Raw genomic sequence first — 20,717 nt, 5'->3', positions numbered from 1 at the left:
GCCCCGCTCATCGAGCCCTACGCTTCGAGCCCTGCCGCTTCAAGCCCTGCCGCTTCAAGCCCTACGGCTTGGGCAGCGTGCAGGCGCTGGCGCTCAGGTTGAGCTGGTTGCCGGTCGTGAAGCAGGCCGGGATCTGGTAGATCTCCTGGGCGTAGTTGATGCCCTCGCGGACGGTGATGTTGCCGCTCGCGTCGACCTCGCACGGGTTGTTCACCGTGCAGGTCTCGCCGTCCTCGTTGCCGGTGTTGTTGACGGCGACGACCTTGCCGGTGGCCTGGTCGATCACCGGCGAGCCGGAGGTGCCGCCGATGGTCTGGCAGGCGGAGGTGTAACGGATCGAGTCCTTCCAGGTCCAGTCGCCCTCCTTCAGGCGGTACGCGAACCCGTCGATGCTGCAGTTGTAGAGCGTCTTCCAGTAGCCGGAGGCCACGGTGATGGCGGTGCCGGCGGTCGGGTGGGTGTCCTGCACGGTCAGCGCGGAGATCCCGTACGCGGACTGGATCGTCGCGTAGGTGCTGGTGAGCTGGTAGATCGAGACGTCCGTGTCGGTCATCGTCCCGTAGGCGAGCTTGCTGGCCCTGAGGGTCGCGACGCGGGTGCCGGCGGAGTTGAGCAGGCCGAAGGTGCGGCTGGAGGCCTGGTTGACGAGCACCTCGCCCGGCTCCGGGAAGCCGGTCGTCAGGCAGTGGCCGTTGGAGAGCACCAGCGCCGGGTCGGTGGCCAGCGAGTTCGGGAAGCGGATGACCGAGCCGGAACAGTTGCTGAGCGCGACGGTCCCGGCGAGGGTGACGGCCTGGAGCGTCGGCGCGGCGGCCTTGGTCGTGGTCGTCGTTCCGGCCTGGGAAGCGGCCGGTGCGCTCACCGGCGCCGCGACCGCGGGTGCCGCGCCTGCCCCGGCGATGGCCAGGGCGAAGAACGCGGCGACGAGAGGCTTTCTCATGTGGGGGTCCCCTCTTACGACAAGGCGACCGGAGATCTTCCGGCCGCCCGTTGACTTGTCATGCACAGTTTTGTCATGCGCATTGTTAGTGCCGTGGGGGGTGAGATCAAGAGTCGGTTTTCGGCCGCCGGGACTACGCTGGAGAGGGGCGCAGTTCAGAGATCGGCTCCCGACCATGGACCTGAACACGATCACCGAAGTCGTCCGGCACCCGTCGCCCGATCGACCGGGTACGGACTGGCGCGAGGGCGATGCCTGGCTCGCCGGCGGAACGTGGCTCTTCTCCGCCGAGCAGCCTCAGCTGCGCCGACTGGTCGATCTGACCGCGCTGGGCTGGGAACCCCTGGTCGCCACCGACGCGGGCCTGGAGATCGGCGCCACCTGCACCGTCCGCGACCTGTACGCCTACGCGCCCCCGCGCGACTGGATCGCGGGCTCCCTCTTCGCGGCCGGCTGCGAGGCCTTCCTGTCCTCCTTCAAGGTCTGGAACTCGGCCACCGTCGGCGGCAACATCTGCCTGTCCTTGCCCGCCGGCCCGATGATCACACTGACGGTCGCGCTGGAGGCCCGCTACGAACTCTGGGCTCCCGACGGGTCGACGCGCTTCGTGGACGCCGTCGACTTCGTCACCGGGGACCACCGCAATGTGCTCGCTCCCGGGGAGATGCTGCGCCGCGTCGGCATCCCGGCCCACGCCCTGCGCAAGCGCACCGCGCACCGCCGCTTCACGCTGACCCGGCTCGGCCGTTCGACGGTGTTCCTCATCGGCACCCGGACGCCGGGCAGAGGCGACCTGCTGCTCACCGTCACGGCCGGCACCACCCGCCCGGTGCGCTTCGCCTTCGACAGCGTGCCCGACGCCCGTACCCTGCGCCGGCGCATCGACGCCGTCCCGCCCGGCCTCTGGTTCGCCGATCCCAACGGGACCCCCGACCACCGTCGCCACCTGACAAGGCACTTCGCCGAAGAGATTCGTCGCGAACTCAAGGCTGGGGACCTGACATGAGCTACCTGGTGAACGGCAGGAGCTTCACCGAAGAACCGGCGCCCGGGCAGTGTCTGCGCACTTTCCTGCGCTCGCTCGGCCACTACGGCGTCAAGAAGGGCTGCGACGCGGGCGACTGCGGCGCCTGCACGGTGTGGCTGGACGGCGACCCCGTGCACAGCTGCATCACCCCCGCCTTCCGCGCGGACGGCCACGAGGTCACGACGATCGAGGGCCTCGGAGCACCCGGCGACCTGCATCCGGTGCAACGCGAGTTCCGCGACGCCCCGGGGTTCCAGTGCGGATTCTGCACCGCCGGGATGATCATGACGTCGGCGACGTTCACCGACGCGCAGCGGGCGGACCTGCCCCGGGCGCTGAAGGGCAACCTCTGCCGCTGCACCGGCTATCGGGCGATCGAGGACGCCGTGCGCGGCGTCGTGGGCGTGGAGGGCGCCGCGCCGGGAAAGGCCGTCGGGACAAGCGTCGGCGCGCCGGCGGCCGACGATGTGGTGACCGGCCGCGCCGAGTTCACGATGGACACCCGCCTCGACGGCATGCTGCACCTCAAGGTGCTGCACTCGCCGCACGCGCACGCCCGGATCGTGTCCGTCGACAAGAACGCCGCCCTGGCGGTCCCCGGCGTGCGGCGCGTCTACACCTGGCAGGACGTGCCGCGCAGGCGCTTCACCACGGCGATCCACACCGACCATCTCGTCGACCCCGACGACACCTTCATCCTCGACGACACGATCCGCTTCGCCGGACAGCGCGTCGTCGCGGTCCTGGCCGACACGGTCGGGGCGGCGGAGGAGGGCTGCCGGAAGGTCGTCGTGGAGTACGAGGTGCTGCCGGCCGTGTTCGACGCCGAAGCCGCGATGGCGGAGGGGGCGCCACAACTCCACGACACGGACGATCCGTTCGCCCTGGATCCCGTCCACAACGTGCTGCTGGAGATCCACTCGCACATCGGCGACGTGGACACGGGGTTCGCCGAGGCCGATGTGATCCACGAGGCCACGTACTCCTCGCCCCGGGTGCAGCACGCGCATCTGGAGACGCACGGCTCGATCGCCTGGCTGGAGAACGGGCGCCTCAACGTCCGCACCAGCTCGCAGTCGCCGTCGATCGCGAAGGTCAAACTCGCCCATCTGTTCGCCCTGCGTCCGGACCAGCTCCGGGTGTTCTGCAAGCGCGTGGGCGGCGGCTTCGGCGGCAAACAGGAGGTGATCTCGGAGGACCTCGCCGCGCTCGCCGCCCTGGACACCGGGCGTCCCGTCTGCTTCGAGTACACCCGCGAGGAGGAGTTCACCACGGCCTCGCCACGGCACCCGATGACGCTGACGGTCAAGCTCGGCGCGAAGGCCGACGGCACCCTGACGGCGTTCCAGGTCCGCAATGTGTCGAACACGGGCGCCTACGGCAACCACGGCGGCGAGACGCTGTTCGCGGGCGGCGCGGCCGTCATGATCTACCGCTGCCCCCACAAGAAGTACGACGCGTACTCCGTCTACACCAACACCGTTCCGAGCGGCGCGCTGCGCGGCTACGGGATGACCCAGCCGGCGTTCGCGGTGGAGTCGGCGATGGACGAGCTGGCGCGCGCCCTGCACCTCGATCCGCTCGAACTGCGCCGCCGGAACATCGTGCGCCCGGGCGACCCGCTCGTCGCCCTGCACGACGGCCCCGACGACGTGTCGTTCACCGAGGACTCCCTCGCGAAGTGCATCGATCGGGTGGGCGAGGCCCTGGCCCGGACCGCGGGCCAGGCGTCCCCCGGCCCCGAATGGCTCGTCGGGACGGGCGTGGCGAGTTCCCTGCACGAGACGGCGCCGCCGACCGAGCACATCTCCGAGGCCTGGGTCACGCTCGGCGACGACCTGGTGTACGAACTGGCCGTCGGCACGGTCGAGTTCGGCGAGGGCACGTCGACCGCGCACGTCCAGATCGCGGCCGGCCAGCTCGGTACGACACCGTCGCGCATCCGGCTGGTGCAGTCCGACACCGACCGCACGGGCTTCGACACGGGCGCCTTCGCCAGTGCGGGGCTGTTCGTGTCGGGCAACGCGGTGCTGCGGGCGGCCGACGCCGTACGCGACCGCATCCTGGAGTACGCCGCCGCGTACACGGGCGTCCATCCCGTGCTGTGCTCGCTGGGCGAGGAGGACGTCTTCTGCGGCGACCGGCGGGTGCCGCTGGCCGAGCTGGTCGCATCGGCCGGGGCGCGCGGAATCCGTTTCACGGCCGCCCGCAAGGCCTACGGCTCGCCCCGCAGCGTCACCTCCAACACCCAGGGCTTCCGGATCGCCGTGCACCGGGTGACGGGGGAGATCCGGATCCTGCACAGCGTCCAGGCGGCCGACGCCGGCGCGATCGTCAACCCCGCCCAGGTGCGCGGACAGGTGGAGGGCGGGGTCGCCCAGGGCATCGGGTTCGCGCTGACCGAGAACCACCACATCGACGCGGACGGCGTCATGGTGAACCCGAACCTGCGCAACTACCGCATCCCCGCCTACGCCGACATTCCACGCACCGACGTGCTTCTGGTGGCCTCGACGGATTCGGTCGGCCCCCTGCGGTCGAAGGGAATGGCGGAGTGCTGCATCAACCCGGTGGCCCCGGCGCTGGCGAACGCCCTGCATGACGCCACGGGCGTCCGCTTCCGCTCGCTGCCGCTGACTCCGGAGCGGATCTACAGCCGGCTCATCGAGAAGCAGTCGGTGTCGACGGGCCCGGACTCATGAGCACCGAACAGCACGCGGGCGCGGCGGCGACGGCGATCATCGGCCAGAAGGTACTGCCCGGACTCGAACAGGAATACGAGTCGTGGCAGGAGGACGTCAACGCCGCCGCCGCCGACTACGCCGGGTATCTCGGCGTCGAGGTGACCCGGCCGACGGACCTGCAACCCGAATGGGTCGTCGTCTACCGGTTCGACTCGGTGGCCCATCTTCAGGCGTGGATCAACAGCGCGACCAGACAGCGCCTCCTGGAGGTCGGCGACACCTACCTGGACGGCCCCGGCACACAGCAGGTCGTCAGCGGCGGCGGCCGGCCGGCGGATCCGCTGGTGACGGTCGTGATCACCCACCGCGTCGATCCCGGCCAGGTGGACGAGTTCCTCGCCTGGCAGCGCCGTATGAGCCAGGAGGAGGGGAAGTTCGAGGGATTCCGCGGGACCGAGCTGTTCCGCCCGGTCGAGGGGGTCCAGGCCGACTGGACCACCATGTACCGATTCGACAGCGCCGAGCATCTCGACGCCTGGCTGACGTCACCGAGGCGGCAGGAGCTGCTCGCCGAAGGCGCGAAGTTCAACGACTTCAGACTGCACACGATCGACAACTCGTTCGGCAGCTGGTTCGCCTTCGACGAGAGCGGCAAGGAATCGCCGCCGCCCTCGGAGACGAAGACGTCCATCGCCGTCTGGGTCGGCCTGTACCCGACCGTCGTGCTGCTGACGCTGGCCCTGTCGCCGCTGGGCATGCCGTTCTGGCTCGGGCTGCTGGTGGGCAACCTGCTGTCCAGCTTCCTGATGAGCTTCCTCACCATGCCGCACTACGTGAACCGGCTCCTCGGGCGGTGGCTGCGGCCGCCCCCGGACGAGCCGGCGGCGCGGACCAACCTCGTCGGCCTCGGCATCGTCGCCGCACTGATGGCGTTCTGGGTCGTGGTCTTCTACCTCGTCACCACCCAGATCTGGACGCTGCCCTGAGCGATCACCGAAAACCACCCAAACTCCACGTCTCACGTGGTGGAAAACACGCCCCCGGATGCGTTACCGAGCCGTAAGCTCCCAGGCATGCAGGTGATCCAGTCGACCAAGCTCGCCAACGTCTGTTACGAGATCCGGGGCCCGGTTCTCGAAGAGGCGATGCGCCTGGAAGCGGCTGGTCACCGCATTCTCAAGCTGAACACCGGCAACCCGGCCGCCTTCGGCTTCGACTGCCCGCCGGAGATCCTGGAGGACATCCTCCGCAACGTCTCGACGGCGCACGGCTACGGCGACGCCAAGGGCCTGCTGGCCGCGCGCAGGGCCGTCGTGATGCACAACCAGACGCTCGGCATCGAGACGGACGTCGAGCACGTCTTCATCGGCAACGGCGTCTCCGAGCTGATCGTCATGGCGATGCAGGGCCTGCTGGACGACGGCGACGAGGTCCTCGTGCCGGCGCCGGACTACCCCCTGTGGACCGCGGCCGTCTCCCTCTCCGGCGGCACCGCCGTGCACTACCGCTGCGACGAGCAGTCGGACTGGATGCCGGACCTCGCGGACGTCGAGCGCAAGGTCACCGACCGCACCAAGGCGATCGTCATCATCAACCCGAACAACCCGACGGGCGCGGTGTACGACGAGGCGATGATCCGGGGACTGACGGACATCGCACGCCGACACAACCTGCTGATCTGCTCGGACGAGATCTACGACAAGATCCTCTACGACGGCGCCACGCACACCCCGACCGCCAAGGTCGCCCCGGACCTGCTCACCCTCACCTTCAACGGCATGTCGAAGGCGTACCGGGTGGCCGGCTACCGGGTCGGCTGGATGTCGATCTCCGGCCCGCGCGCCCACGCCGACTCCTATATCGAGGGCCTGACGATCCTGGCGAACATGCGGCTGTGCGCGAACATGCCGGGCCAGCACGGAGTGGTCGCCGCACTCAGCGGACGCCAGACGATCAACGACCTGGTGCTGCCGGGCGGCCGGCTCAAGGAGCAGCGGGACGTCGCGTACGAGCTGCTCACCCAGATCCCGGGCGTGACCTGCGTGAAGCCCAAGGGCGCGCTGTATCTCTTCCCGCGCCTGGACCCCAGCGTCTTCAAGATCAAGGACGACCGGCGGATGGTCCTGGACCTGCTGCGCCGGGAGAAGATCATGGTCGTCCAGGGCACCGGCTTCAACTGGCCGGAACCGGACCACTTCCGGGTCGTCACCCTGCCGACGGCGACGGACCTGCGCGACGCGGTGGGCCGGATCGCCCGCTTCCTGGACGGCTACGGCCAGCCGTGACCGCGACTCCAGTCGCGGGTCTACTTTAGACGAAATCTAAGCTAGGATGGTTTCCTGACAGCACAGGAGGCCATCCTCATGTACGAACCGATCCGCACCAAGTCGGTCCACAGCACGATGGCCGGCACGCCCTCGGACTTCCCCCACCGCTCCCGCGAGGAGGAGCTGGACATCCAGCTCGCCGGTCATCTCGCGGCGCTGCTCGCCGTCACCGACGAACTGCGCGCCACGGCCCCGTCCACCGACCTGGACACCGCGGCCGCCCGGCTCGCGCAGCAGGTCACACGGCTGCGGGGAGGACGGACCCCGGTCCGCCCGGCCCCCGCCGCCGAGCCGCACCTCGCGGTGCTGCACGAGCGGGCGAACGCCCTGGCGGGTCGCGCCCTCCTCGTCGCCGCGTCCCGCGCGGACACCACGGCGGCGATCCTGGCGGCCCAGCGCATGGAAGCGCACACGGCCGCCCTGACGGAGCCCAAGGAACTGAGCACAGCCGGCTGAACCCTCCGGGGATCTCCCCCGGAAACCCATGAACGGCCCCGGTCCGCGTGCACCCGCAGCGACGCGCGGACCGGGTGCCATGCACTGCGTTCGCTTTGGCGGGGGTGTTTATTCGCCGCGGGGGCTGGTGACGTCTTGCGGGTGCGCGTTCGGTGTGGCTGATCGCGCAGTTCCTCGCGCCCCTTGAGGGCGTTGCAGGGCCGGGGCCGGTGCGTCACCCTGCGTTCATCCGGGACACCCAGGAATGTGGGGTTCCGGGAGCACGCTTCCCCTGTGAGACGAATCGTGGGAATCGTCCTCGCGGTACTGCTGACGGCGGGTGTGGTGGTCGCCGTCGTCGCAGGTCGCAGCGATGAGGACAAGGGCACGGCAACGAAGACCGTGCGGACCGTGATCGGGTCGGAGAAGGCGGAGTTCTTCGCGGACCCGGATGTGGTGAAGGCCCTCGCCGCCAAGGGCTACACCGTCAAGGCCGAGACCTCCGGGTCCTGGGCCATGGAGGGGCTGGACCTCAAGGGGTACGACCTCGCCTTCCCGAGCAGCCAGGCGCCCGCCGTCGAGCTCGCGGCCAAGTACAAGGTGCAGGGGACCCTCCCCCGCCCCTTCTACTCGCCCCTCGTCGTCGTGGCGCACAAGAACGCCGCCGACGTGCTCGCGGGCAACGGCCTGGCCACGCTGGACGCCGCACACCGCGGCACGCTGAAGATGGCCGCCTATCTCGACGCGGCCCGCGCCGACCGGACCTGGCAGCAGCTCAAGGGCGCCGAGAAGTACGGGGAGTTGACCGGCACCCTCTACCTCTCCAGCACCGACCCGGAGACCTCCAACTCCGGCGCGCTCTATCTCGCCGCCGCCTCCTACGTGGCCAACGGCGGCAAGGTCGTCGCGAGCGACGCCGAGGTCGACAGGACAGCGCCGCTGCTGCACAAGCTGGTCAGCGTCCAGGGCGCCCAGCAGACCGGCACGGACGCGGCCTTCCGGGACTTCGTCAGCGGCGCCGGCAACCCGCTCGTCCTGGTCTACGAGTCGCAGGTCGCCTCGCTCCTCGCGGACGGACAGCAGCCGGGCGACCTGGTGGTCCTCTACCCGGACACCACCGTCAACAGCGACCACACCGCCGTACCGCTCACCGAGAACGGCGCCGGACTCGCCCAACTCCTGTCCACCGACCCGCAGTTGCGCAAGCTGGAGATCCGGCACGGGTTCCGTCCGCAGGGCGTCGCCGCCGAGTTCGCCTCGGCCGGCACCTATCTCAAGCAGCAACTGACCGGCGTCCGCCAGGCGCCCGTGCCCACCTCCGCGGTGCTGCACGAGCTGGCGCGACGGGCGCGCGGATAAGGGGGACAGCAACACATGAGCAACACCACCGACAGCGACTTCACCCTCACCCCGCCCGAGGCGGTCGCCGCCGTGCCGCGCGAGAGGGCCGGCGGACTCGTCCCCGTCGACGACTCCGTCCGCACGGACATGGCGACCAAGGCCGCCGCCTACGTCGAAGGCCTCACCGCGCTGGACGCCCGCTCGCCCGAGTTCGTCGGCAAGGTCGGCGAGATCACCGCGCTCGGCGCCGGCGAGATGCGCACGGCCGCCGCGCAGTCCAACCGCATGCTGGAGCGGACCATCCGGAGCCTGCCGGACAAGGGCGGGGACGCCCAGTCGCAGGTCGCCGGCTCGCTCGTCGAACTCCGGCGCGTGGTCGAGGACCTGGACCCGCGGGATCTGCCGGCGAGCAAGGGCCGCAAGTTCCTCTCCAGGCTCCCCGGCGGCAACAAGCTGCGCGACCACGTCGCCAAGTACGCCTCCGCGCAAGGCACGCTCAACAAGATCGTGGGCTCGCTGCGCGGCGGCCAGGACGAACTGCGGCGCGACAACGCCGCGTTGCAGACCGAGCGGGTCCGGTTGTGGGAGACCATGGGCAAGCTCCAGGAGTACATCGTCCTGACCGACGCCCTGGACTCGGCCGTCGAACAGCAGATCTCCGGCACCGAGATCACCGACCCCGAGCGGGCCGACAGCCTGCGCGCCGACGTCCTCTTCCCGGTCCGGCAGAAGCACCAGGACCTGCTCACCCAGCTCGCGGTGTGCGCACAGGGCTACCTCGCCATGGACGTCGTCCGCCGCAACAACGACGAGCTGATCAAGGGCGTCGACCGGGCCGCCACGACCACGGTCTCGGCGCTGCGCATCTCGGTCATGCTGGCCTCCGCGCTCGACAACCAGAAGAAGGTCATCGAGCAGGTCAACGCCCTGCGCGGCACCACCGAGGACCTCATCCGGGGCAACGCGGAGATGCTGGCGACGCAGAGCGGGGAGATCCAGCGCATCGCCGCCGACCCGGCCGTCGGCGCCGAGACCCTGCGCTCCGCCTTCCAGCAGATCTACCGCACCCTCGACGCCATCGACACCTACAAGGTGCAGGCGACCGAGGCGATGGCGGTGACCGTGGAGAACCTCACGGCCGAACTCCAGCAGGCCAGTGTCTACCTGGACCGCAGCCGGTCGCGGGGCGCGCTGGAAGGCGGCCTCTCATGAGACAGCCTCTTCGGCCCCTCCTCGCGCTGACCGCCCTCGCTCTTGTGCTCACCGCCTGCTCGGCGGCGGCCGACGGGGACGAGAAGGACCCCGAAGCCGCCCGCCCCGGCACCCTCCGCGTCCTCGCCTCCAGCGAGCTGAGCGATATGGCCCCCGTGCTGGAGCAGGTCCGCAAGGACACCGGCGTCACGATCCGGCCCACCTACATGGGCACCCTGGACGCCGTGAACGTGCTGGCGAAGAGCGGCACGGACGGCAGGTACGACGCCGTGTGGCTGTCCTCCGACGACTATCTGCGACTGCGCCCCGACGCGGCGAAGAAGATCGTCTCGGAGACGCCGATCATGTCGAGCCCGGTGGCCCTCGGGATGAAGACCGCGACGCTGACCTCCCTCGGCTGGAAGGCCGACCAGGTCACCTGGTCGCAGATCGAGCAGGCCGTCCAGGACGGCAGACTCACCTACGGCATGACCGACCCGGCCCGCTCCAACTCCGGTTTCTCCACTCTCGTCTCGGTCGCCTCGGCGCTCTCAGGAGCCCAGTCCGCGCTCACCGACGCGGATGTCGCGAAGGCGACCCCGAGGCTGAAGGAGTTCTTCAAGGGACAGCAGCTGACCTCGGGTTCGTCCGGCTGGCTGGCGAACGCGTACGCCAGACGCGGCGACGTCGACGCCCTGCTCAACTACGAGTCCGTGCTGAAGGGCATCCCGGGACTGACCGTGATCCGGCCCACCGACGGCGTCGTCACCGCCGACTACCCCCTCTCCTCCCTCGCCGCGACCGACGCGACGACCCGCGACAACGTCAAGCGGGTGACCGACGCGCTGCGCACGGAGGCCGTCCAGCGGCTGATCACCGCCAAGACGCACCGCCGCCCGGTCGTCGCCTCCGTGCCGCCCGCGCCCGGTCTCGACACCACCCGTCGGCGCGAACTGCCGTTCCCCGGCAGCCGATCCGTCGCCGACGGGCTGCTCGACGCCTACGAGAACGAACTGCGCCGCCCCTCGCGGACGGTGTACGTCCTCGACACCTCCGGCTCGATGCAGGGCGATCGGCTGCGCCGCCTCAAGGACGCCCTCACCGACCTGACCGACGACTTCCGGGACCGCGAGGAGGTGACGCTGATGCCGTTCGGATCGGATGTGAAGAGCGTCAGGACGCATGTCGTCAGCCCCACCGACCCCGACACCGGGCTCGCCGCGATCCGCAAGGACACCAAGGAACTGGCGGCCGACGGGGACACGGCCATCTACACCTCGCTGGAGAAGGCGTACGACCATCTCGGCGCCGACCGGGACGCGTTCACCTCGATCGTGCTCATGACCGACGGGGAGAACACCGCGGGCGCGAAGGCCGGCGACTTCGACGGCTTCTACCAGGCCCTCAGCGCCGAACGGCAGGACATCCCCGTCTTCCCCATCCTCTTCGGCGACTCCGACCGGGGGGAGCTGGAGCACATCGCCGAGCTGACCGGCGGCCGGCTCTTCGACGCCCAGAAGGGCTCGCTGGACGGCGCCTTCGAGGAGATCCGTGGCTACCAGTAGGTTCGTCGGGTACCTGGAGTCCCGCAAGAACATCACCGGCAGCGCGGCGGGACTGGTCGGCCTCGTCCTGACCTTCACCGGCGTCGCGGGCCCGTACTGGCCGGTCGTGGTCGTCGGCCTCTACGGCGCGGGCGCGCTGATCGCCCCGCCGGAGCGGCCCCCGCTGCCCGACTTCCCGGACCCGTCCGCCCAGCTCGACGAAGTGCGCGGAGACTTCGAGCGGCTCGGCGAGTACCTCGCGGAGGTCGATCTGCCCCCGGCCGCCGCCGGCCGCCTCACCGAACTCACCGGCCTGCTGACCGCGCTGCTGGAACCGGGCTGGGTCGCCGAGATCCTCGCCCAGGACCCGGAGGGCGTCCACACCCTGTCGCGGACCGTGCGCCAGGACCTGCCGGAGGCGGTCGACAGCTTCGTACGGGCACGCTGGTGGACGAGGATGACACCGGGCCAGGAACCCCCGGAGCGCCACCTGGAGCGACAGCTGACATTGCTGCAGGAGGAGGCGGAGCGATTGGCGAGCGCCCTGAGGGAGATCGAGGCCAGACGCCAGGAGACCCACACGCGTTACTTGGAAGACCGCTCACAGTAGTCACCGCACAGGCGAGGGTCTGTCGTCTGCTCCCCGTCGGGGCGGACGGGGAGCGGACGACAGACCCAGGGCCGCATACGCCGTTGTACGCGGCCTCGCCGATCACGGGGCGGGCGTCAGCCCAGGCGCTGCACCAGCGCCCGGTACTCGTCCCACAGCTCCTTCGGCGTGTGATCGCCGAAGGTGTTCAGGTGCTCGGGGACCAGCGCGGCCTCCTCGCGCCAGACCTCCTTGTCGACCGTGAGCAGGAAGTCGAGGTCCTCCTCGGCGAGTTCGAGACCCGCCGTGTCCAGCGCGCCCTTCGCCGGCAGCACGCCGATCGCCGTCTCGACGCCCTCGGCCTTGCCGTCCAGCCGCTCCACGATCCACTTCAGGACGCGGCTGTTCTCACCGAAGCCGGGCCAGACGAACTTGCCCTCGTCGTTCTTGCGGAACCAGTTGACGTAGTAGATCTTCGGGAGCTTCGCCTGGTCCCTGCCCTTGGCGACGTCGACCCAGTGGCCCATGTAGTCGCCCATGTTGTAGCCGCAGAACGGCAGCATGGCGAAGGGGTCGCGGCGCAGCTCGCCGACCTTGCCCTCGGCGGCGGCGGTCTTCTCGCTCGCCACGTTCGCGCCGAGGAAGACGCCGTGGTTCCAGTCGAAGGACTCCGTCACCAGCGGGACCGCGCTCGCGCGCCGGCCGCCGAAGAGGATCGCCGAGATCGGCACGCCCTTGGGGTCCTCCCACTCGGGCGCGATGATCGGGCACTGAGCGGCGGGGACGGTGAAGCGGGCGTTGGGGTGGGCGGCGGGGACGTCCGCGGACGGCGTCCAGTCGTTGCCCTTCCAGTCGGTGAGGTGGGCCGGAGTCTCCTCCGTCATGCCCTCCCACCAGATGTCGTTGTCGTCCGTCAACGCCACGTTGGTGAAGACCGAGTTGCCCCACAGCGTCTTCATCGCGTTGGCGTTGGTGTGCTCACCGGTGCCGGGCGCGACGCCGAAGAAGCCGGCCTCGGGGTTGATGGCGTACAGCCGGCCGTCCTCGCCGAAGCGCATCCAGGCTATGTCGTCGCCGATGGTCTCCACGGTCCAGCCGGAGATCGTCGGCTCGAGCATGGCGAGGTTGGTCTTGCCGCAGGCCGAGGGGAAGGCCGCCGCCACGTACTTCGACGCGCCTTGCGGCGGGGTCAGTTTGAGGATCAGCATGTGCTCGGCGAGCCAGCCCTCGTCGCGGGCCATGACGGAGGCGATGCGCAGGGCGTAGCACTTCTTGCCGAGCAGGGCGTTGCCGCCGTAGCCGGATCCGTAGGACCAGATCTCGCGGCTCTCGGGGAAGTGCGAGATGTACTTGGTCTGGTTGCAGGGCCACGGGACGTCCGCCTCGCCCTCGGCCAGCGGCGCTCCGAGCGTGTGCACAGCACGCACGAAGAACCCGTCGGCGCCGAGTTCGTCCAGGACCGGCTGTCCCATGCGGGTCATGGTGCGCATGGACACGGCGACGTAGGCGGAGTCGGTGATCTCGACGCCGATCGCGGAGAGGTCCGAGCCCAGCGGGCCCATGCAGAACGGGACGACGTACATGGTGCGGCCGCGCATCGAGCCGCGGAACAGGCCCTTCTCACCGGAGAAGATCTCCCGCATCTCGGCGGGGGCCTTCCAGTGGTTGGTCGGGCCGGCGTCCTTCTCCTGCTCGGAGCAGATGAAGGTGCGGTCCTCGACGCGGGCGACGTCGGTGGGGTCGGAGGCCGCGTAGTAGGAGTTCGGGCGTTTGATCGGGTCGAGTTTCCGGAAGGTGCCCTTGCCGACGAGCTCCTCGCACAGTCGCTCGTACTCGGCCTCTGATCCGTCACACCAGACCACGTTGTCCGGCTGCGTCAGTTCGGCGATCTCGTTCACCCAGGAGACGAGTTCCTGGTGGTCGGTGGGAATGACGGGGGGAGCCGCGATGTCGCGCGCCACGATTGCTCCTAGAAGAGGGGTTTTTTGTTGGAGGCCCCGTGGGGGCTGCGACCCGGATGCTTCTCAGTGGTGACCTTGGCGCTCATCCGGTGTCGACCGCACTCATTTGATCATCCGACGGTACCGCCCATATGTCCATAGGGCCTCACAGGTGAGCGGAGTGAGGATGGCCACGTGCCCGGCCAGGTGTACGGACGCCTCTTTGCGTCCACATGACGTTCAGACGGGACCCCTTTGGCGTAACTCCCGTGAGACGATGGCCACTCTTCGCCCCGCATCTCGCCGGACTGATCCGTAACTTACGGTTCCGTAGGTACGATTCGGGGTATGACTGCGCCCGTCCCCGACGCGCCAACGGACACGCCGGCCGCCGGCCGCGGCCCCGTCGCGCTCTCCCTGCCGCAAGAAATCAAGCCCAAGCTCCGCGGCTGGCTGCATCTGGGCATGTTCCCGGCCGTACTGATCTCCGGCCTCGTGCTCACCGCCCTGGCCGACTCCTCCCGCGGCCGCATCGCCTGCGGCATCTACGCCCTCACCGCCTGCCTGCTGTTCGGCGTGAGCGCCCTGTACCACCGGGGCAACTGGAACGCGCGCATGGACGGCATCCTGCGCAGACTCGACCACGCGAACATCTTCCTGATCATCGCGGGCACCTACACGCCGCTGACCATGCTGTTGCTGCCCGGCGCCAAGGGTCAGTGGCTGCTGTGGGGCATCTGGGGGGCGGCCCTCGCGGGGATCATGTTCCGGGTCTTCTGGGTCGGCGCCCCGCGCTGGCTCTACACGCCCTGCTACATCGCGATGGGCTGGGCGGCCGTCTTCTTCCTGCCGGACTTCATGCGCACGGGCGGCATCGCGGTGCTGGTCCTGGTGATCGTCGGCGGCCTGCTGTACAGCGCGGGCGGGGTCATCTACGGCATCAAGCGCCCCAACCCCTCACCGAACTGGTTCGGCTTCCACGAGGTCTTCCACTCCCTCACGCTCGCCGCGTTCGTCGTCCACTACGTCGGCATCTCCCTGGTGGCCTACCAGCACGCGTAACCGTCGCTTTTCCGCCTTCCTCCCGGTCACGGCTCCACGCCGTGGCCGGTTCTTTTTGTTCGAGCGCGTCGCGATTGACAGCAACCACCTTTTGAGAGCTACTATCATTTTATGCCTACTGTCACGCACGACTACGAGACGGGCACCGACCCCCGTCGCTGGTGGGCCCTGGGCGCCCTGGTCGCGAGCATGCTCACGCTCGGCTTCGACACCACGATCCTCAACGTGGCCCTCCCGACGATGGCGGAGCAGCTCGGCGCCACCACCGGCCAGCAACAGTGGATGGCGGACGCGTACATCGTCGTGTTCGCCGCGCTGATGCTCCCGGCCGGACTCCTCGGCGACCGGTTCGGGCGGCGCCGGATGCTGATCGCCGGGCTCGGCATCTTCCTCGTCGGCTCGCTGGTCGGCACCCTCGCCGGGAGCGTCGACGCGGTGATCGCCGCCCGCGCCTTCATGGGCGTCGGCGCCGCGCTGGTCACCCCGCTCGCGCTGTCGGTGCTGCCCTCGCTCTTCACGCCCGAGGAGCGCACCAAGGCCGTCGGCATCGTCTCGGCCGGCTCGACGCTCGGTCTGCCGCTCGGGCCGATCCTCGGCGGCTGGCTGCTCAACCACTTCTGGTGGGGCTCGGTCTTCCTGATCAACCTCCCGATGGCCGCCATCGGCATCGCCGCCTGCGTCTTCCTGCTGCCGGAGACCCGCGACCCCGCCTCCCCCAAGGTCGACACCGTCTCCACCGCGCTCACCGCGGCCGGCCTCGCCGCGCTCATCTACGCGATCATCGAGGCCCCCACCCGCGGCTGGACCGACCCCCTGGTCCTGGCGATGTTCACCGCGTCCGTCGTGCTGATCACCGCACTCGTGCTGCGCGAGCGGCGCGCCGTGCGGCCGATGCTCGACATGGGGCTCCTCGCCCACCGGGGGTTCCTGTTCAACACGCTCGCCGCGACCCTCGTGATGTTCGTGCTGTCCGGACTGATGTTCGTCCTGCCGCCCTATCTCCAGGCCGTCCTCGGCCATGACTCCCTCGGCACCGGTGTGCGGCTGCTGCCGCTGATGGGCGGCCTGCTCGTCGCCGCGCGGACCGCCCAGCCGGTCGTCGCCCGGTTCGGAGCGCGGGCCGTGGTGAGCGCGGGCCTGGTGGTGCTGGCCTTCGCCGCCCTCCTCGGCAGCCGGACGACGGTGGACTCCGGCTACGGCTTCGTCGCGCTGTGGCTGTCGCTCGCCGGGGCCGGCTTCGGCTTCTCGGTCGTGCCCGCGATGTCCGGCGCGCTGGGCGCCCTGCCCTCCGACCGGGCCGGCAGCGGCTCCGGCCTGCTGATGACCTTCCGCCAGGTCGGCGGCGCGATCGGCATCGCCCTGCTCGGCAGTCTGCTCGCGGGCGCCTTCCGCGACCGTCTCGACGTCACCGGTCTGCCCGCCGGGGCCGCGGACACCGCCGGGGACTCGGTGGTCGCCGCCCATCTGATCGCCGAGAAGGCCCGCCTGACCGATCTCGCCGCCTCCGCGAACAGCGCCTATGTGCACGGCATGGGCCTGGTCATGCTGGTGTGCGCGATCGCCGCCCTGGTCTCCGCACTGCTGGCGGCGGCGTTCCTGCCTGGCACGTCCGGGGCGGCGCGCAAGGTGAGCGACGACACCGCCATGGCCGCCACCACGGCCGATGCCCGACAATGAGCAACATGACGGCCGCACCTTTCAGCTCTTCCGCCGACCGCCCCCAGCCGGGCCTGCGTGAGCGCAAGAAGATCAAGACCCGCGAGGCGATCCGCACCGCGACCTATGCGCTGGTCAAGGAACAGGGGTACGACGCCACGACGATCGACCAGATCGCCGAGCGTGCCGAGGTGTCGCCCTCGACCGTCTTCCGCTACTTCCCCACCAAGGAGGACATCGTGCTCACCGACGAGTACGACCCGGTCCTCCTGGAGACGCTGCTGGCCCGCCCGGCGGACGAGCCGGTGCCGGAGACCATGCGGTACGTGATGCGGGAAGGCGTCCGCCAGGGCATCCAGGAGGACATCGAGGTGGCGCGGATGCGCACCCACCTCATGGTCCAGATCCCTGCCGTGCGCTCGCGGATGATGGAGAGCATGTCGGTCACCGGCCGCATGATCTGCACCGCGATCGGCGAGCGCACCGGCCGCGACCCCGACAGTCTGGAGGTCCGCGTCTACGCGATGTCCCTCATCGGCGGCCTGATGGAGACGTCCCTGTACTGGGCCGAACAGGGCCACCAGGACGACTTCGCAAGCCTCGTCGACCGCGCGCTGGACGTCCTGGAGCACGGCCTCGGCAAGGAAACCCGCTGAGCCCCCACCTCCGCCCATGCCATCCTGACCAGGTGAACGCACCCGAGATCCGCGTCGAAATCTCCCCCGAGCTCGCCCTGTTCGTCCCGCACGCCCGGCGCGTCGGCGCCACCGCGCTGGCCGTCGACGGCGCCTCGACCCTCGGCCATGTCGTCGAGTCCCTCGGGGTGCCCCTCACGGAGGTCGGCGCCCTGCTCGTCGACGGCCGCGAGGTACGGGTCTCGCACATCCCGGCCGACGGCGAGTCGGTCACCGTCCACCCGGTCGCCCGCCCCCAGCTGGTCCCGGGCGCTCCCCTGCGCTTCATCCTCGACGTCCACCTCGGCACCCTCGCCCGCCGGCTGCGGCTGCTCGGCGTGGACGCGGCGTACGAGTCGACCGACATCGGCGACCCGGCGCTCGCCGCCCGCTCGGCGGCGCAGCAGCGCGTCATGCTCAGCCGCGACCGCGGCCTGCTGCGCCGCCGCGAGCTGTGGGCGGGCGCCTACGTCTACAGCACCGACCCCGAGCAGCAACTCCGTGACGTCCTCGACCGGTTCGCACCCGAACTGCTCCCCTGGACCCGGTGCACGGCCTGCAACGGCCTCCTGAAGGAAGCCACCAAGGACGAGGTCGCCGACCAGCTGCGACACGGCACGCAGAAGTCGTACGACGTCTTCGCCCAGTGCCGCTCCTGCGGGCGCGCGTACTGGAAGGGCGCCCACCACGAACAGCTGGTGGCGATCGTCGAGGACGCCCTGAGCATGCGTGCGCAGGGGAACTGAGTACGCCGGCCCTCACGGACAGCCCTGCCGCGCGGTGGGATGGGGCCATGAACACCACCGCCCCGCAGCAGGTCACGCTCACACCACAGCACAAGGACAGCCTCCTCGCCGGCTGGGCCGTGGCCGGACTCGTGTCGCTGCTGCCGACCGTCGGCCTCGCCTGGCTGGCCGTGCTGTCCACCGAGCGCGGCGGCCGCTGTCTGACCTACGGCGAGCGGTGCTCCACGGTCCCCGGCAGCGCCCTGTACGGCGTGTTCTGGCTGTCCGTGCTGGCCGGGCTGGCGGCACTGGTGTGGCCCCGAGCCCGCTGGACGTACGCGAGGCTCGGGGCCGTGGGGGTGCAGTGGGGTGCTCAGCTCACGCTGGGCGCGATGATCCTCAGCGGCGCCTGAGCTCGCCGCTCGGCCGCTCGGCCGCTCGGCCCTTCAGCCGTTCAGCGCGGTGCGCAGCCGCTCCGGGTCGGTGGTCGGGGCGTCGCACGTGAAGTTGCGGCAGACGTACGCGGTCGGCTCGCCGCCGCTCAGCGGCCGGTCGGCGAGCAACGGGAACTCGTCGCTCCCCGGGGTCCCGAACGCGACGACGGCTCCCGGGGCGGTCCCCAGAAGCGCCGTGCGAAGAAGGGCTTTCGAGGCCTTGTCGTCCAGGTCGGAGCCGACGACGGCGACCTCACGCGGCCCGTCGAGCAGCGCCTCGGCGGCGGCGAGCCCCCACCCGATGAACCGGGGCACCCGTGGCCCGAGCGCCTTCACCACCCCCAACGCCCGTTCCGCGGCGGTGCGGTGCGGCTCGGAACCGGTGTGGGCCGCGTAGCTCAGCAGCGCCCCGGCGGCGGCGGTCCAGCCGGACGGGACGGCGTTGTCGGTCGGATCCTGCGGACGCCGGATGAGCTGCTCGGCGTCGGCCGCGGTGTCGAACAGCGCACCGGACTCGGGGTCGACGAACCGGACGAGGACATGGTCGAGGAGGAACCCGGCGAACTCCAGCCAGACGCCCTCCCCGGTGACCGAGGCGAGCGCGAGGAACCCCTCGGCGACGTCGGCGTAGTCCTCCAGGACGCCCGCGTTGGCCCCGACCTGCCCGTCCTTGCTGGTACGGGCGATACGGGCCAGGTCGTCGAGATGCAGCCGGACGAGGAGGTCGGCGGCGGCGAGAGCCGCGTCCACGAGATCGGGGCGGTCGAAGTAGGCGCCGGTCTCGGCGAGCGCGGCGATCGCGAGCCCGTTCCACGCGGCGACGACCTTGTCGTCCCGCCCGGGCGCGGGCCGCTCGGCGCGCTTGCGGAGCAGCCGCTCCTTGATGTCGGCGATCTTCTCGGCGTCGAAGACCCCGTCCTGCTGCGGGAGCTGGAGAACGGAGGAGCCATGCTCGAAGGTGCCCTCCTCGGTGACTCCGAAGTAGCGGGCGGCAAGCTCCGCGTCGTCCGGCCCGAGCGCCTCGGCGAGCTGCGCGGGCGTCCACGCGTAGTAGGCGCCCTCGACGTGCTTCCCGCTCCCGTCGTCGCTGTCGGCGTCGAGCGCCGAGGCGAACCCGCCCTGGTCGGTCCGCAGCTCCCGCACCATGAAGTCGGCGGTCTCCAACGCGACCCGACGGGCAAGCTCGCTACCGGTGGCCCGCCAGAGATGGGCATACACACGACACAGCAGCGCATTGTCGTACAGCATCTTCTCGAAATGGGGCACGACCCAGTCACGGTCGACGGAGTACCGGGCGAACCCGCCGCCGAGCTGGTCGTAGATCCCTCCCCGGGCCATCCGCTCACATGTGTCCTGCGCCATCTGCAGGGCGCCCTCGGCCCCGGTCCGCGCGTGATGCCGCAGCAGGAACTCGACGACCATCGACGGCGGAAACTTCGGCGCCCCGCCGAACCCGCCCCGCTGCGGGTCGTACTCCCGGGTCAGCCCGAGCAACGCCTGTGACAGCTCCTGCTCGCCGGGCGCCCGACCGTCCCCGTAGGAGATCTCCCGCCCCGCCAGATCCCGCACGATCTTCCCGGCGACCTCGGCCACCTCGTCCCGCCGCTCGGTCCACGCCTGCCGGACCCCCTCCAGCACCTGCCGGAAGGAGGGCATGCCGTGCCGCGGAGCGGGCGGAAAGTACGTCCCGAAGTAGAACGGCTCGGCCTCGGCCGTGAGAAACACGGTCATCGGCCAGCCGCCCTGCCCGGTGGCCGCCTGCACGGCCTCCATGTAGACGGCGTCGACGTCGGGACGCTCCTCGCGGTCGACCTTGACGTTGACGAAGTGCGCGTTGAGCTGGTCGGCGGTCTCCTGGTCCTCGAAGGACTCGTGCGCCATGACATGGCACCAGTGACAGCTGCTGTACCCCACGCTCAACAGCACCGGCACCCCCCGCCTGCGCGCCTCCTCGAAGGCCTCGGCCGACCAGGGCCACCAGTCGACGGGGTTGTCGGCGTGCTGGAGGAGGTAGGGGGATGTCTCATGAGCCAGTCGGTTCGGCATGGGGTCCATCCTGCCGCAGTACCCCGCCGCTCATGCGTCAGACGTCCACCGGACGCCGGCCTCGCGCGCCGAGGCCCCGACCGGGCGGGACGATCGCGGCCC

At 70.3% G+C, this 20,717-nt stretch carries 17 protein-coding genes; 14 read left to right on the top strand and 3 right to left on the bottom strand.

Features of this window, described 5'->3' with window-relative positions; all coding sequences use genetic code 11:
- Positions 1–61: 61 nt before the first annotated feature.
- A complete protein-coding gene (locus ABZ725_RS02870; RefSeq protein WP_358801015.1) occupies positions 62–940 on the bottom strand; it encodes a serine protease in 879 nt (292 codons plus the stop codon).
- A gap of 175 nt (positions 941–1,115) precedes the next feature.
- Between ABZ725_RS02870 and ABZ725_RS02865 the strand changes: the two genes are divergently transcribed.
- The 9 genes from ABZ725_RS02865 (at position 1,116) to ABZ725_RS02825 (ending at position 12,099) form a co-directional block, all read left to right on the top strand.
- The gene (locus tag ABZ725_RS02865; RefSeq protein ID WP_358801014.1) at positions 1,116–1,946 is read left to right on the top strand and encodes an FAD binding domain-containing protein; all 831 of its coding nucleotides are present in this window, start codon (positions 1,116–1,118) and stop codon (positions 1,944–1,946) included.
- On the top strand, positions 1,943–4,669 hold the full coding sequence (locus tag ABZ725_RS02860) for a molybdopterin-dependent oxidoreductase (protein ID WP_358801013.1): 2,727 nt from the start codon (positions 1,943–1,945) through the stop codon (positions 4,667–4,669). The genes ABZ725_RS02865 and ABZ725_RS02860 overlap by 4 nt, the downstream gene beginning before the upstream one ends.
- Positions 4,666–5,637, top strand: a complete 972-nt coding sequence (locus ABZ725_RS02855) for an antibiotic biosynthesis monooxygenase (protein WP_358801012.1) — start codon at positions 4,666–4,668, stop codon at positions 5,635–5,637. Before ABZ725_RS02860 ends, ABZ725_RS02855 begins: the two co-directional genes overlap by 4 nt.
- A gap of 87 nt (positions 5,638–5,724) precedes the next feature.
- Complete coding sequence (locus tag ABZ725_RS02850) at positions 5,725–6,936, top strand: pyridoxal phosphate-dependent aminotransferase (protein WP_358801011.1); 1,212 nt, start codon at positions 5,725–5,727, stop codon at positions 6,934–6,936.
- A 78-nt stretch (positions 6,937–7,014) separates the two neighbouring features.
- Positions 7,015–7,434 (top strand): hypothetical protein, encoded by a 420-nt coding sequence (locus ABZ725_RS02845; RefSeq protein WP_358801010.1) that lies wholly within the window; start codon positions 7,015–7,017, stop codon positions 7,432–7,434.
- 273 nt (positions 7,435–7,707) lie between these two features.
- Complete coding sequence (locus ABZ725_RS02840) at positions 7,708–8,772, top strand: hypothetical protein (RefSeq protein ID WP_358801009.1); 1,065 nt, start codon at positions 7,708–7,710, stop codon at positions 8,770–8,772.
- A 15-nt stretch (positions 8,773–8,787) separates the two neighbouring features.
- Positions 8,788–9,966, top strand: coding sequence for a toxic anion resistance protein (locus ABZ725_RS02835; RefSeq protein ID WP_358801008.1), 1,179 nt, complete (start codon positions 8,788–8,790; stop codon positions 9,964–9,966).
- Positions 9,963–11,510: a VWA domain-containing protein gene (locus ABZ725_RS02830; protein ID WP_358801007.1), complete on the top strand. Its 1,548-nt coding sequence runs from the start codon at positions 9,963–9,965 to the stop codon at positions 11,508–11,510. Before ABZ725_RS02835 ends, ABZ725_RS02830 begins: the two co-directional genes overlap by 4 nt.
- Complete coding sequence (locus tag ABZ725_RS02825) at positions 11,497–12,099, top strand: hypothetical protein (protein ID WP_358801006.1); 603 nt, start codon at positions 11,497–11,499, stop codon at positions 12,097–12,099. Before ABZ725_RS02830 ends, ABZ725_RS02825 begins: the two co-directional genes overlap by 14 nt.
- A gap of 116 nt (positions 12,100–12,215) precedes the next feature.
- Here ABZ725_RS02825 and ABZ725_RS02820 read toward each other — a convergent pair whose 3' ends face one another.
- Complete coding sequence (locus tag ABZ725_RS02820) at positions 12,216–14,039, bottom strand: phosphoenolpyruvate carboxykinase (GTP) (protein ID WP_358801005.1); 1,824 nt, start codon at positions 14,037–14,039, stop codon at positions 12,216–12,218.
- 327 nt (positions 14,040–14,366) lie between these two features.
- Here ABZ725_RS02820 and ABZ725_RS02815 point away from each other — a divergent pair, with 327 nt between their 5' ends.
- The 5 genes from ABZ725_RS02815 (at position 14,367) to ABZ725_RS02795 (ending at position 18,548) form a co-directional block, all read left to right on the top strand.
- Positions 14,367–15,080 (top strand): hemolysin III family protein, encoded by a 714-nt coding sequence (locus ABZ725_RS02815; protein WP_358801004.1) that lies wholly within the window; start codon positions 14,367–14,369, stop codon positions 15,078–15,080.
- Positions 15,081–15,191: 111 nt separating this feature from the next.
- Complete coding sequence (locus ABZ725_RS02810) at positions 15,192–16,757, top strand: MFS transporter (RefSeq protein ID WP_358801003.1); 1,566 nt, start codon at positions 15,192–15,194, stop codon at positions 16,755–16,757.
- A complete protein-coding gene (locus ABZ725_RS02805) occupies positions 16,754–17,392 on the top strand; it encodes a TetR family transcriptional regulator (RefSeq protein WP_358801002.1) in 639 nt (212 codons plus the stop codon). Before ABZ725_RS02810 ends, ABZ725_RS02805 begins: the two co-directional genes overlap by 4 nt.
- A gap of 32 nt (positions 17,393–17,424) precedes the next feature.
- Entirely contained in the window at positions 17,425–18,156 is a 732-nt protein-coding gene (locus tag ABZ725_RS02800; protein WP_358801001.1) for a Mut7-C RNAse domain-containing protein, read from the top strand.
- 47 nt (positions 18,157–18,203) lie between these two features.
- The gene (locus ABZ725_RS02795) at positions 18,204–18,548 is read left to right on the top strand and encodes a hypothetical protein (protein WP_358801000.1); all 345 of its coding nucleotides are present in this window, start codon (positions 18,204–18,206) and stop codon (positions 18,546–18,548) included.
- A 33-nt stretch (positions 18,549–18,581) separates the two neighbouring features.
- On the opposite strand, the gene ABZ725_RS02790 is transcribed toward ABZ725_RS02795, so the two are convergent.
- The gene (locus ABZ725_RS02790) at positions 18,582–20,615 is read right to left on the bottom strand and encodes a thioredoxin domain-containing protein (RefSeq protein ID WP_351910103.1); all 2,034 of its coding nucleotides are present in this window, start codon (positions 20,613–20,615) and stop codon (positions 18,582–18,584) included.
- Positions 20,616–20,717: the final 102 nt, after the last annotated feature.

The organism is Streptomyces sp. NPDC006872, assembly GCF_040635845.1.
GTDB lineage: Bacteria > Actinomycetota > Actinomycetes > Streptomycetales > Streptomycetaceae > Streptomyces.
This window is presented reverse-complemented; position numbering and strand designations above follow the sequence as displayed.

Excerpts from the sequence above, each read along its gene's own strand:
- ABZ725_RS02870 (WP_358801015.1), bottom strand. The coding sequence starts at position 940 with ATGAGAAAGCCTCTCGTCGCCGCGTTCTTCGCCCTGGCCATCGCCGGG.
- ABZ725_RS02865 (WP_358801014.1), top strand. The coding sequence starts at position 1,116 with ATGGACCTGAACACGATCACCGAAGTCGTCCGGCACCCGTCGCCCGAT.
- ABZ725_RS02860 (WP_358801013.1), top strand. The coding sequence starts at position 1,943 with ATGAGCTACCTGGTGAACGGCAGGAGCTTCACCGAAGAACCGGCGCCC.
- ABZ725_RS02855 (WP_358801012.1), top strand. The coding sequence starts at position 4,666 with ATGAGCACCGAACAGCACGCGGGCGCGGCGGCGACGGCGATCATCGGC.
- ABZ725_RS02850 (WP_358801011.1), top strand. The coding sequence starts at position 5,725 with ATGCAGGTGATCCAGTCGACCAAGCTCGCCAACGTCTGTTACGAGATC.
- ABZ725_RS02845 (WP_358801010.1), top strand. The coding sequence starts at position 7,015 with ATGTACGAACCGATCCGCACCAAGTCGGTCCACAGCACGATGGCCGGC.
- ABZ725_RS02835 (WP_358801008.1), top strand. The coding sequence starts at position 8,788 with ATGAGCAACACCACCGACAGCGACTTCACCCTCACCCCGCCCGAGGCG.
- ABZ725_RS02830 (WP_358801007.1), top strand. The coding sequence starts at position 9,963 with ATGAGACAGCCTCTTCGGCCCCTCCTCGCGCTGACCGCCCTCGCTCTT.
- ABZ725_RS02815 (WP_358801004.1), top strand. The coding sequence starts at position 14,367 with ATGACTGCGCCCGTCCCCGACGCGCCAACGGACACGCCGGCCGCCGGC.
- ABZ725_RS02810 (WP_358801003.1), top strand. The coding sequence starts at position 15,192 with ATGCCTACTGTCACGCACGACTACGAGACGGGCACCGACCCCCGTCGC.
- ABZ725_RS02805 (WP_358801002.1), top strand. The coding sequence starts at position 16,754 with ATGAGCAACATGACGGCCGCACCTTTCAGCTCTTCCGCCGACCGCCCC.
- ABZ725_RS02795 (WP_358801000.1), top strand. The coding sequence starts at position 18,204 with ATGAACACCACCGCCCCGCAGCAGGTCACGCTCACACCACAGCACAAG.
- ABZ725_RS02790 (WP_351910103.1), bottom strand. The coding sequence starts at position 20,615 with ATGCCGAACCGACTGGCTCATGAGACATCCCCCTACCTCCTCCAGCAC.